Source organism: Variovorax boronicumulans NBRC 103145 (genome assembly GCF_001591345.1).
Taxonomy (GTDB): domain Bacteria; phylum Pseudomonadota; class Gammaproteobacteria; order Burkholderiales; family Burkholderiaceae_C; genus Variovorax; species Variovorax boronicumulans.
Map to the genome: position 1 here is coordinate 37,731 of NZ_BCUS01000041.1, position 11,547 is coordinate 49,277.

Consider the following 11,547-nt stretch of genomic DNA (forward strand, 5'->3'; position numbering starts at 1 on the left):
ATGAATCGCCTTCGCACCGCCGCGCTCGTGGCCGCCTCGTTCGCGTCGCTCTTCGCCTTCTGCGGCGCGGGCTGGGCACAGCGACCGGAGCCGCAGCAACAACCGCAAGCACAGCAGCAGGCCCCGGCATCGCCACTGCAACGCAGCGTCGTGCGCGTGCCCACGCCCTTCGTCGAGAACGGCGCGCCCGTCACGCTCGAGATGGTCATCTACAAGCCCGACGGCGCCGGCCCGTTCCCCACGGTCGTGTTCAACCACGGCTCCACCGGCATCGGCAACGACCCGGCCTTGTTCAAGCAGACCTGGGCCCCCGAGCGAACCGCCCGCTGGTTCACGCAGCGCGGCTGGCTCATCGCCTATCCGCAGCGGCGCGGACGCGGCCAGTCGGACGGCCTGTACGACGAAGGCTTCACCGCCAAGCGCGAGCACTACAGCTGCGAACCCGCCATCGCCCTGGCCGGCTTCGACCGCGCCGTGGCCGACCTCGACGCCGCCGTCGCGTGGCTGCAGCGCGACCCCGACGTCGACACCCGCCGCATGGAAATCGCAGGCCACTCGCGCGGCGGCATCCTCGCGGTTGCGTATGCGGGCCTGCACCCCGACATGTTCCAGGGCGTCATCAACTTCGTCGGCGGCTGGATGGGCGACAAGTGCCCCGGCAACACCGCCGACGCCATCAACCCCGCCACCTTCCGCCGCGGCGCGGCCTTTGCCAAGCCCACGCTGTGGCTCTACGGCGAGAACGACCCGTTCTACGCGATGTCGCACAGCCGCAAGAACTTCGAAGCCTTTCGCGAGGCGGGCGGCAAGGGGCGCTTCGAGAGCTTCACGCTGGAGGGCGGCGCGAGCGGGCACGGGCTGCTCGGGCAGCAGGGGCTGTGGGGGAAGGCGGTGGAGGGGTATCTGGCGGCACCGTGAGGTGGTGCGGCACCGTCGCGCGCTAACGGCGCAAGTCGGCTGCCGCGGCGTTCAACTGCGCGATGAAGTCAGGAAGAGGAATGCGTGAGCCGAGGCTTCCGTCCTTCGCGGGGAACGCAACGCAGAGCTGGTCTCGCCCTTCCTCGCGGTCGAGCAGCAACAGGAACTGGCCATCGAAACTCAGTTCCGCGACGAGGTGCTCGTGCGCTGTGTCGCTCAGGATGGTGGTTTCCCATTTCTCGTTGTTCATGTCTGCTCTGCGGATGAAAGATGACGATGCCGTGCGCTGCGGGTTGAGGCTCAGCAGAGCCGGATGATAGGTCGACAGGTCTGCGAATCCACCTTCGCCCTACCAGCCAATCACTGCGTGCAGCTCTTGGTGCAAGCGGTGTGCAATGAGCGCCTCGCACGATTCACTACTCTTCAAACCGGCTCGAAACGGAAGCTGAGAGAGCCAGCGGTGCGCCGACGGGCCGGGGATAGCCCACTTCGCTCAGGATTTCGTCGAAATCCAGGCGCAGCAGTTCGACAAGCTTGTCGATATCCCGCAGTTTCATGGCTCCGTTCGCCATCAAGGTTTCGGCACACCGTTCTGATGTGCCGAGCGCACTCGCCACGTCGCCGAGGGTGAACCCGGCGGCGGCAAGCTCTCTTCGAAGAATGGCGAGTAAATGCGGCGTTCCGTGCATCGCTGGACTGCCAGTAGTGATGTCCGCGCTTGAATCGCGCGGAGCTGTTCAGCGCGATTGTTCCGAGCATGGCGCTGATCGCGGCGTGTTATCCGGGAGGTAGCATCTCTTGGCACTCCGGGTATCCCGGTATCGCGAACCTTGCCCAAGGCTCAGACCATTGCAACCGGTCGTGGCTCAGACGCCGCTTCGGATGAGTGGTGGTGTCAGGCGCCTGACCTGAGGGAGGGTCTTTCGCCAATCAGCGCGACGAAACACCGTCAGGCCCGCCAGCACGACGCCGCCTCCAAATCACGGCGTCCGCCAAGTAGTGATGGAAGTTCAAGACGAAGTGCGCGATAAGAATGGTCGGAAGCCCCAGCCAAAGAAGACTTTCGCCAACACGATCGGCAGCCACGAACAAGACAGCGCCCACGATTGAACACGTCAGAAAAAAAGTCGCGGGGGATTTCAGAACCGCAACCAACGGCTTGTGGCGTGCCGAAGCGTTGTCTGGTTTATCGCCGCCTTTTTCCGTCGTGATTTCAGGACGCCGTTGGCGATACACGAATATCAGGTACTGAATGTTGTGCCAGACGTTGACCACTAACCAGCCCACCGTGATGTCGCTGATCCAGACATAGCCAACCAGCGAAATCACCAGGTGCGAGAGCACGAAGCTGTTGAAGGGCTCATTCGCCGGCTTCTCGCTCCTGGCATGCATCATCAGGCGAGCGAACCAGAACAATGCACCGGCGGTGGCTGCGATGCCCACCGCAAAGGCCAACTCCTGCGGAACGGGAGGAAACCAGATGGGGTACCCCAGGAAGCTTTGGGGCGCCTGCGCGCTGCGATGCAGGTACCCCCACGCAGGAAACAAATAGACCAGCAAATAGGGAAGATTCCGGAAAGGCACCTGAAACCGCCGGTCATGGCGTCTGGCGATTCCATAGCTTTGGCGGGCAACATGGAACGTCTGAAGCACGAAATACAGGGCGAGCAGCCCGGCCGCTTCATAGGCCAGCGCAATGACCGTCAAAGCCGCCAATATCAAGAGAGGTGCGACAACGATCAGGACCCAGCGCAGGCGAAGGCGCGAATAGATCGCGCCGATGCGCGTGTAGTTCGCAACCAGATGAGGGTTCGCCAGCAGCCATACATTGATATAGAGAATGGCCAGCATCATCGGCGCGGACCACAATGCCAGCGCCCCGGCCGACAGCGCCACGAACAGGTTGCCAAAGATGAACCAATGCTCCTGGCGCATCGCGGCGTTGGTGCCGCTCCCTACCGCAAGCTGCGCGTGGGCGGTCATGTCGCCGCAACCGGCATGGGCGGAGGACGTGGCGACCCGAGGGGCGCTGGTTTGGGCGGCACCGAGAACACGGAGCGAGGCCGCAGATAACGCTCGAGGTCGGTACGCATGCTTTCGTATGCCGCGTTCCGCGCTGCCGTGAATCTCGACTCGAGGCTCGCACGGCTCACGACGCCGGACAGACCCGCCGGGGGAAGTTGCTGGTGCGGATCGAAGTATTCGATGACCTCGCAGGGGTAGCAATGGCCGTCCGCGTCGTACTGGCTGAGGACCTTCACCTTGTAGACCACGCCGCCCTCTTTGGCCGGATCCACGGGAAAGCTGAAAGTCAGAGTGAGCTCGGGGGCCTTCGGAGGAACCTCGCCTTCAATGGGCTGGAAGCCAGCGCTCTGGTAAGCGCGAACAATGTTCTCCTTGAGACTGGGCAAACTGAGGCCAACGAAGGCGTTGCCGAACAAGGTCTTTTCCCCTTCCCATTGCCGCTTGTAATCGAACCGAAACGCAGGGTCGATATGTTCGCGCCCGACAGACTCGATCGTCGCGTACGCGTTGTCGATCGCCGGCAAGAGCCGCGCGCTCAGGTCGTACTGAGCCATCCACGGAAGCGCCTTGACCTCTGGCGCATTTTTTATCTCGAAAAATCTCAAGTAGCATGGATTGCACTTCTTCTTTCTATCGAGCAACTCCTCGGCAGATACGAGAACTGTCGGTACGAACCGCCACTTTGGATCGGCATTGAATTTGAATTCGAAGATCGTCGACTTGTTCTTCTGCTGGCCCACAGCCACAAGAGAGAAGTCCGACTTCTGGAACGCCTTGTTCACCATCGACCTGAATTCCGCCTCGCTGATATTTCGGTAGGCGGCGACCGGAAGCGCGGGCCTTGCACTCTTGTAGCTGAGATCCAGAACGCTTCGATACAGCTCCGGCTGGGCGAAAGCGGTCAGTCCGACCAGCAAGAAGCATCCGCCAAGCAGAGCTTTGCGAATGCAAGAAGTAAATACCATGTGTGCTCCCTGTAACAGCGCCTGTGTGTGCGTGGACTCGCCATTGGCGCAAATTGTTTTTTTGACGAATGTCCAATACCGGCCGATAACGCGGCCCCGAATCGTCGCATGGAACCTCTCTGTGAGATAGGCACGGCCTTGGTTAAACGCCTCAGACAAGCATCCATCGGCACGATGGAATTCGGCGTTTAGCGAGAAAGTTCCGAGACCAATTGGGGGCTCAAACGCCTGTTGCCCGCAAACGACGGCTTCCGCCTACAGAGCGCCCCCTCCATTTGTGTCCCCAAATTGAGCACAATCCCCCCATGCCAAACATCGCCTCCATCCTCAAAGCCGAAATCTCCCGTGTCGCTCGCAAGGAAGTGCGAGCGGAAATCGAAACCCTCAAGAAGGCCTCCGTCGCGCACCGGGCATCGATTGCCGACTTGCGCCGTCAGGTGAGCGCGCTCGAAAAGGAATTGCGCAAGGTCGCCAAGGGCGCCGCGCGTCAGGCAACTGCCGCAGCCGGTGCTGCAGGCGACGACGCCGACGCAGGCGGTCCCAAGCGCCGCTTCAGCGCCAACCGGCTGGCCGCGCACCGCGCCAAGCTCGGGCTGTCCGCGGCGATCTATGGGCAGCTGGTCGGCGTGTCGGGCCAGACGATCTATCACTGGGAACAAGGCAAGGCACGCCCGCGTGCGGCGCAGCTGGAGCGACTGGCCACGGTGCGGGAACTCGGGGCGCGCGAGATTGCAGAGCGGCTGGAAGCGCAGTAACCAAGTCACCCTCCGCACACCATGAAACTCGGCTACACCATCGTCTACGTTCCCGACGTCGCCCAGTCGCTGAAGTTCTTCGAGCAAGCCTTCGGCCTGACCACGCGCTTCCTGCACGAATCGGGCACTTATGGCGAACTCGAAACTGGCGAGACCACGCTGGCGTTCGCCGCGCACGCGCTCGGTGATTCCAACTTTCCGGGTGGGCATGTCGCCGCCTCGGATTCCGTGCAACCGTTGGGCATGGAGCTGGGCCTCGTGACGCCCGACGTGCCCGCCGCGCACAGCCGCGCAATCGCAGCCGGCGCCACGCAGCTGTCGGCGCCGGTGACCAAGCCCTGGGGGCAGGTGGTCTCGTACGTGCGCTGTCCCGACGGCACGCTGGTCGAGCTGTGCTCGCCCATCGGCGGCTGACTGGCGCCCTGCCCGGCTAGCTGGTCAGCCGGCGCCTACCGGAGATAGTTGCCGATCCACGTGCCGGCCTTCGTGATGTAGCCACGAACACCGTCGCGCACGACCTCGAGCACCTGCGGATCGAACGACAGGTCGATGTCGTCGTACACGGGGTCGATGACCACGTCGCCCGTGGCATCGATGCATCCCCATTTGTTGTTGGTGTGCAAAAAGACGGCGAATCCCGCGTAGCAGAAGCTCGACAGGTCGTCGAAGACGGGCTCGATCGCCACATTCCCGGCCGTGTCGATGAAGCCCCATTTCTCCCCGATGCGGACTTTGGCCAGTCCGTTCCTGGCGAAGCCGGAAGCCTCCACATAGCGGGCCGGAATTCGGGGTTCACCGCTCGCGTCCATGTAGCCATGGCGATGGTTGCCTCCCTTGAAGGTCGCCAGCCCGCACGCATCGAACTCACCGAATGTCTTGAATGCCGGGCGCAGCACTTCCTTGCCGGTGACGTCGATGAATCCTGTGAAGTCGGCGCGCCTGGCCTTGGCGAGACCATTGACGGCGAATGCACCGATCCCGTCGTAGAGGGTCGGAACCACCAGTTCCCCTCGGACATCGATGCATCCGCAGGTGCCTTCCGGGGTCCGGATCATCGCGAGGCCCGAGTCGTCGAACGAGCGGGCATACTCAAAAACCGACGCGAAGACCTTGCGGCCCTTGGCGTCCACGAAGCCGTGCTGAAACAGCTGTTCCCGGTCGAGGATCACCTTGGCGATGCCCTGGCTGGAAAAAGCCTCGGCCTGATGGAACGACGGGCCGACCACGGTGCGACCCGTTCGATCGATGAACCCGAGGCCGGTTTCGCTTTCGAGATCCAGCCGCGCAACCGCAAGGCCGTTCGTGGCAAAAGGCCCGACGTCATGGAACTGCGGAGGAACAACGACCTCCCCTCCGAGATCGATAAATCCGAAGAGGCCGCTCGTGGCGGATCTGATGAGAAGCATGGACTCTTTCGCTGTACCGAGGGACAGTCGAAATGATACGGAGGCTTCTCAGGCGCAGATTTCTAGTCGATCAACGCCACCGCCCGCCGCGCAAACCCCGCGGCCTGCGCGCCCACCTGCACCGCATCTGCCGCCGCCGCGCTGCCGCTCTTCGCGCGCGCCGCGATGCCTTCGAGGATCACGGCGAAGCGGAACAGCGAGAACGCCAGGTGGAAGTTCGTCACCGGCTCGGCGCAGCCGCCGGCCTGCTGGTAGTGGGCGATGTACTCGGCCTGCGTGGGAATGCCTTCGGCCGCGAGGTCGATGCCCTGCATGCCCTCGAACTCGTCGGCGCCGGTGTGCCAGGCCATGCAGTTGTAGGCCACGTCGGCCAGCGGGTGGCCCAGGGTGGACAGCTCCCAGTCGAGCACGGCGATCACGCGCGGCTCGGTGGGGTGGAACATGAGGTTGCCGAAACGGAAGTCGCCGTGCGTGATGGTGGTCTGGTCGCCCGGCGGCAAGTTCGCGGGCAGCCAGGCGATGAGGCGGTCGATGTTGGCGTCTTCGCGCGTACGCGAGGCCTCCCACTGCCGGGTCCAGCGCGCGATCTGGCGCTGGAAGAAGTTGCCGGGGCGGCCGTAGTCGGTGAGGCCCACAGCGGCAAGGTCGACCACGTGCAGGCGCGCCAGGGTTTCGGCCATGGCGAAGTAGTACGCGCGGCGCTCGGCGGGCGCGATGCCGGGCAGCGCGTAGTTCGACAACACACGGCCTTCGAGCTTGTCCATCACGTAAAAGGGCGTACCCACCACGGCGCGGTCGTCGCAGTACAGCACGGTGCGCGGCACGGGCACGTCGGTGGCGGCCAGTGCGCGCAGCACGCGGTACTCGCGGTCGACCGCATGGGCCGAGGGCAGCAGTTCTCCGGGCGGCTGCTTGCGCAGCACGAGCGCGCGGTTGTCGAAGTCGACGAAGAAGGTGGGGTTCGACTGACCGCCGCCGATGCGCGCCAGGCGCATCGGGCCTTCGAGCTCGGGCAGCGCCTGCCGCAGGTGGCGCTGCAGGCGGTCGGCGTCGAACTCGATGCCTGCTGGGGTGGCGTCTGCAGCTGCGCTCATGGCCGGCGGAACACGGGCTCGCGTTTCTCCAGGAAGGCTTTCACGCCTTCGGCGAAGTCGGGCCGGTCGATCAGCTCTCGCTGGCGCTCGGCCTCGTGGCGCATCTGGCCGACGAGCGACTGGCTCGCGGCCGATTCGTACACGGCGCGGATCTCGTGCGCGGCGTGTGCAGGCAGGCGCGCGAGCCGCTGTGCAACGGCCACGGCCTGGGCGCGCAGTTCGGCGTCGTCCACGCAGGCCCACACGAGGCCCCATTGCGCGGCCTGTTCGCCCGACAGGCGCTCGCCGAGCAGCGACATGCCAATGGCTCTTGCGCGGCCCACGAGCCGTTCGAGGAACCAGGTGGTGCCCAGGTCGGGCACGATGCCCAGGCGCGGCATGAAGGGCAGGTAGAAGTACGCGGAGCGCGCCACCAGCACGACGTCAGCGGCCAGCGCCACGCCCACGCCGGCACCTGCAGCGGGGCCGTTGATGGCGCTCACCACGGGGAAGGGCATGCTGCGCAGGTCTTCGATGAGGCGGTTCGACATCGCCTCCATCGCGTCGGCCGTGCGCTGGCCCAGGCTGCCGGGCGCGCTGGCGTCCATGCTGCCGAGGTCGGCGCCCACGCAGAACGATTTGCCGACGCCGGTGAGCACCACGGCGCGCACCTCGCCTTCGTCGCGCAGCTGTGCGAGCCGCTGGCGCAGGGCCTCCTGCAGCGGCTGGGTGAGCGGGTTGAGCCGCTTGGGAATGTTGAAGCTGAGGATGGCGACGTCGCCGTCTCGCTCGTACAGAAGGGGGTCCTGGTCGTCAGGCTGGCTCATGGGTGGGCTCCGAAAGGTATGAGTAGACAAGTGGGGTTCACTTCATGTTCAGCGCGGGCCCGACCGGGTCGAGGTCCACGCCGTTGAAGCGCACGGGCTGCATCGATGCATAGGCGTGCAGGTCGGCGGCCGAATTGGCCATGGCCACGCCGGGCAGCAGCATCGAGATGCGCGGGCTCTTGAGGGTGCTGGCGGCCACGCGCACGCTCTCGCGCGTGGGGTTGGCGCCGGCCTCGCGCAGCACGTGCGCCATGAGCTGCGCCACGATGTAGCCCGACACGCCACTGCCGTTGCTCGGGTCGACACCGCTGGCGTGGGTCTTGAGCAGCTCGAGGTACTCGAGCACCTCGGGGTCGCGGCTCCAGCGCGGGCTCATGGGCTCCTTGTAGACGGCGAGCGCGACCACGCCCTTGGCCTTGTCGGCGCCCGCGGGCTCGAAGGCCATCTTCACGGAGGCGGCGGCAAAGTTGAGGTAGCGGTCGGGCGTCCAGCCCACGTCGGCGACCTTGCGGATGGCCTGCGCGGCGGTGCGCGCGGTGGCGGCCATCACGAGCACGTCGGCACCCGACGACTTGAGCTGCACCACCTGCGAATCGACGGTGGGGTCGGTCACCTCGAAGGTGGCCTGCGCCACGATCCTGGCCTTGCCCTGCTTGGACAGGCCTTCCTGCAGGCCCTTGAGCACTTCGCGCCCGAGGTCGTCGTTCTGCATGAGCACGGCAATCTTGGCGTCGGGGCGGTTCTCGATGATGTGGCGCGCGAACACGCGGCCCTCGCCCTGGTAGCTGCCGAGGAAGGGCACGGTCCACGGGTACTTGGCGGCATCGTCGAACTGCGAGGCGCCCGACTGCACGAACAGCTGCGGCACTTTCTTGGCGTTCATGTAGCGCTGGATCGCCATGTTGGGCGCAGTGCCCAGGTTGCCGAAGATGGCGAGCACCTGGTCTTCCTCGACGAGGCGGCGCGCCACCTCGACGGTCTTGGGCGGCGAGTACTGGTCGTCGTAGATCAACAGGCGCACCTTGCGCCCGTGGATGCCGCCCTGCTCGTTGAGTTTCTTGAAGTAGGCCTCGGCCACCTTGCCGACCACCGAGTAGCCCGACACGGGCCCCGACAGCGGCATGGGCATGCCCAGCACGATCTCGGCGTCGCTCACGCCGGCTTCGGACTTCTTCTGGGCCAGGGCCGGCAGGCTGGTGCAGAGCGTGGCAAGGCCGGAAGCCAGGGCCGTGCGGCGGGAAAGCGGATGAACCATGTCGCGTGTCTCCTTCTGTGTTGCTGAGTGGCCGGGTGGCCTGCGTCGTCAGTCGTCGTCGGAAAGCGGTTCAGGCCGTGGCCCGGTTCGGCCCCATGTAGCCGAAGAGGTGGCCCGCCACCTTGCGCATCTGGATCTCTTCCGAGCCCTCGGTGATGCGGTAGCGGCGGTGGTGGCGGTAGATGTGTTCGAAGGGCTTGTGGCGCGAGTAGCCGATGCCGCCGTGCACCTGCATTGCGCGGTCGGCGGCCTCGCACACCAGGCGGTTGGCCCAGTAGTTGCACATCGAGACCTTGTCGGACAGCTGCTTCTCGACCTGCGGCTTGGGCATCTGGTCCATCTGCCACGCGGTCTTGAGGATCAACAGGCGCAGCATCTCGACCTGCGTGGCCAGCTCGACCAGCGGAAACTGGATGCCCTGGTTGCGCGCCAACTCCTCGCCGAAGGGCTTGCGCTCGCGCGCGTACTTGACGCTCTCGCGCACGCAGTAGTCGGCGGCGCCCAGGCTCGATGCGGCCTGGCGGATGCGGTTCTCGTGCACGAAGTGCTGGGCAATGGCCAGGCCGCCGTCGAGCGGGCCGAGCACGGCGTCTTCGGGCACCCACACGTTCGTGAAGCTCACGCGCGGGTGGTCGGTGGGCATGTTGAAGGTCCAGAGGTACTCCTCGATCTTCACGCCCTCGGCCTTCGCGGGCACGAGCAAGGCGCTGATGCCGCGCGCGTCGCCGTCGCGCCCGCTGGTGCGCGCGAACAGCACGCAGTGCGTGGCGGTGTGCATGCCGGTGGTCCACATCTTTTCGCCGTCGATGCGAAAGCCGGCGCGGCCGAGGCGTGCTTCGGGCACGGCGCGCGTTTCCATGTGGGTGGCATCGGAGCCGTGCTGCGGCTCGGTGAGGCCGAAGGTCAGGCGCACGCGCTCGTCGAGCATGCCCTGGATGAGTTCGTCGCACTGCGCGGGCGTGCCGAAGTCGCGGATGGCGAGCACGAAGGGGTTGTTGGCGACGATCGAATGCTCGTTCTGCAGGTCGTTGTGAAGACCCAGTCCGCGCGCGGCAAAGTGCTCGCGGATCACGGCCATCCAGAGGTTGCTGCCGTCGCGCCCGCCGAATTCGGCGGGCAATGCAAAGCGCAGGTGGCCCGCCCGGTCGGCGCGGTGGCGCGCCTCGGCCAACAGCGCTTCCCACTCGGGGCGCGGCAGGCCGCCGTTCTCGAAGTCGGTGCGGGCCCATTCGCGCCGGTGGTCGAAGAAGCGCTCGTTGTCGTCCTGCGCCTGCAGTGGCGCGATCTCGCGGTCGATGAAGGCGTCGAGTTCCGCGAGGTAATCGACGAGGTCGCGGGGCAGATCGAAGTCCATGGCTCAGTCTTTCTTCTTTGTGCCGCCGGCGTAGCCGGGCTGGTCGATGGCGAGCTTGTCGCGCGTGGTCTGGCGCAGGTGGTCGATCAGGCCGGGGGTGGCGGCGTCGAGTTCGCCTGAGGCGATGCGGGTGCAGAGCAGGCGGTTGGCTTCGGCCAGGTCGGTGGGTGCGCCGGGGCCCAGCAGCGTGTGCAGCCGCGTCAGTTCGCTGGCCTGCGCGACGGGGCCGAGTTGCACTTCGCGCCGCGCGATGTCGAGCGTGTTCGCGGCCACGCGCGCGTGGAACGCGACCTGCCCTTCGGTGGCCGGCACCACCTGCTCGCGCAGGAAGGCGGCGACGGCTTCGAGCAGCTCGGCGATGTCGGGGCGGTCCTGCATCAGGCGGCCTCTTCCTCGGGGGCGAGCAGCGCCAGCAGGTCCGACTCGGCCTCCGACGCGCGGCGGCCGATGGCGGCCTTCTCCACATCGCGCTCGCGGCCGCTGAGCCAGGCATGCACCATGGCCTCGCAGACGATGCCCCACTTGAGCGTGCCCAGCACCTCCCACCAACGCACGCGATCGGCATCGACCTGCCCGCCCTCGGCCATGTAGCCCTCGAACAGTTGCTCGCGCGTGCCGAAGCCGCCCACGGGCAGCGCGCCGTGGCCGAAGCGCCAGGAGCGCACGCACATCCAGCCGAGGTCTTCCATCGGATCGCCGAAATGCGCCAGCTCCCAGTCGAGCACGGCGCGCAGGCCCTCCTCGCCGACCATCAGGTTGCCGTTGCGGAAGTCGCCGTGCACGAGCACCGGCGCAGGCACGTCGGCCGGCGCGTTCGCACGCAGCCAGCGGAACGCGAGTTCGAACACCGGGCGCGCGGTGCCGTGGCTGCGGTGCAGGCCGATCTGGAAGTCGAGTTCCGCGCGCGCGGCGGCCGTGCGCAGCGGCGGCAAGCCGTGCGCAGGCAGGCGATGGATGCGCGCCATGGCC

At 66.0% G+C, this 11,547-nt stretch carries 14 protein-coding genes; 3 read left to right on the plus strand and 11 right to left on the minus strand.

The genetic code is table 11. The features are described from left to right. Positions 1-918, plus strand: a complete 918-nt coding sequence (locus VBO01S_RS14130; protein ID WP_082818132.1) for an alpha/beta hydrolase family protein — start codon at positions 1-3, stop codon at positions 916-918. A gap of 22 nt (positions 919-940) precedes the next feature. Here VBO01S_RS14130 and VBO01S_RS14135 read toward each other — a convergent pair whose 3' ends face one another. The 4 genes from VBO01S_RS14135 to VBO01S_RS14150 all read right to left on the minus strand — a co-directional run bounded on the left by VBO01S_RS14135 (position 941) and on the right by VBO01S_RS14150 (position 3,860). After that, positions 941-1,168 carry a hypothetical protein gene (locus VBO01S_RS14135; protein WP_062475204.1) on the minus strand — a complete coding sequence of 76 codons (228 nt, stop codon included), beginning with the start codon at positions 1,166-1,168 and terminating at the stop codon, positions 941-943. A gap of 166 nt (positions 1,169-1,334) precedes the next feature. After that, positions 1,335-1,607: a hypothetical protein gene (locus VBO01S_RS14140; protein ID WP_062475207.1), complete on the minus strand. Its 273-nt coding sequence runs from the start codon at positions 1,605-1,607 to the stop codon at positions 1,335-1,337. Positions 1,608-1,848: 241 nt separating this feature from the next. Next, positions 1,849-2,901: a hypothetical protein gene (locus tag VBO01S_RS14145; RefSeq protein WP_062475210.1), complete on the minus strand. Its 1,053-nt coding sequence runs from the start codon at positions 2,899-2,901 to the stop codon at positions 1,849-1,851. After that, a complete protein-coding gene (locus VBO01S_RS14150; protein WP_255221120.1) occupies positions 2,898-3,860 on the minus strand; it encodes a hypothetical protein in 963 nt (320 codons plus the stop codon). The genes VBO01S_RS14145 and VBO01S_RS14150 overlap by 4 nt, the downstream gene beginning before the upstream one ends. 353 nt (positions 3,861-4,213) lie before the next feature. On the opposite strand from VBO01S_RS14150, the gene VBO01S_RS14155 reads away from it, so the two are divergent. Both VBO01S_RS14155 and VBO01S_RS14160 read left to right on the plus strand, forming a co-directional pair. Then, on the plus strand, positions 4,214-4,663 hold the full coding sequence (locus tag VBO01S_RS14155) for a helix-turn-helix domain-containing protein (RefSeq protein ID WP_062475212.1): 450 nt from the start codon (positions 4,214-4,216) through the stop codon (positions 4,661-4,663). A gap of 21 nt (positions 4,664-4,684) precedes the next feature. Beyond that, complete coding sequence (locus tag VBO01S_RS14160; protein WP_062475215.1) at positions 4,685-5,077, plus strand: VOC family protein; 393 nt, start codon at positions 4,685-4,687, stop codon at positions 5,075-5,077. 35 nt (positions 5,078-5,112) lie between these two features. Here the strand turns inward: VBO01S_RS14160 and VBO01S_RS14165 are convergent, their stop codons facing one another. The 7 genes from VBO01S_RS14165 to VBO01S_RS14195 all read right to left on the minus strand — a co-directional run. Beyond that, positions 5,113-6,069: a WG repeat-containing protein gene (locus tag VBO01S_RS14165; protein WP_082818131.1), complete on the minus strand. Its 957-nt coding sequence runs from the start codon at positions 6,067-6,069 to the stop codon at positions 5,113-5,115. A gap of 62 nt (positions 6,070-6,131) precedes the next feature. Beyond that, positions 6,132-7,163 carry a phosphotransferase gene (locus tag VBO01S_RS14170; protein WP_062475221.1) on the minus strand — a complete coding sequence of 344 codons (1,032 nt, stop codon included), beginning with the start codon at positions 7,161-7,163 and terminating at the stop codon, positions 6,132-6,134. Further along, positions 7,160-7,969, minus strand: a complete 810-nt coding sequence (locus VBO01S_RS14175; RefSeq protein ID WP_062475225.1) for an enoyl-CoA hydratase-related protein — start codon at positions 7,967-7,969, stop codon at positions 7,160-7,162. The genes VBO01S_RS14170 and VBO01S_RS14175 overlap by 4 nt, the downstream gene beginning before the upstream one ends. 37 nt (positions 7,970-8,006) lie before the next feature. Then, on the minus strand, positions 8,007-9,224 hold the full coding sequence (locus tag VBO01S_RS14180) for an ABC transporter substrate-binding protein (RefSeq protein WP_062475228.1): 1,218 nt from the start codon (positions 9,222-9,224) through the stop codon (positions 8,007-8,009). A 70-nt stretch (positions 9,225-9,294) separates the two neighbouring features. Continuing rightward, positions 9,295-10,578, minus strand: coding sequence for an acyl-CoA dehydrogenase family protein (locus tag VBO01S_RS14185; RefSeq protein ID WP_062475230.1), 1,284 nt, complete (start codon positions 10,576-10,578; stop codon positions 9,295-9,297). Between the two features lie 3 nt (positions 10,579-10,581). Continuing rightward, positions 10,582-10,956: a DUF6285 domain-containing protein gene (locus VBO01S_RS14190; RefSeq protein ID WP_062475232.1), complete on the minus strand. Its 375-nt coding sequence runs from the start codon at positions 10,954-10,956 to the stop codon at positions 10,582-10,584. Beyond that, positions 10,956-11,547 (minus strand): phosphotransferase family protein (locus tag VBO01S_RS14195; RefSeq protein ID WP_157627366.1); only part of this gene is annotated, 592 nt, incomplete at its 5' end. The genes VBO01S_RS14195 and VBO01S_RS14190, both read right to left, overlap by 1 nt.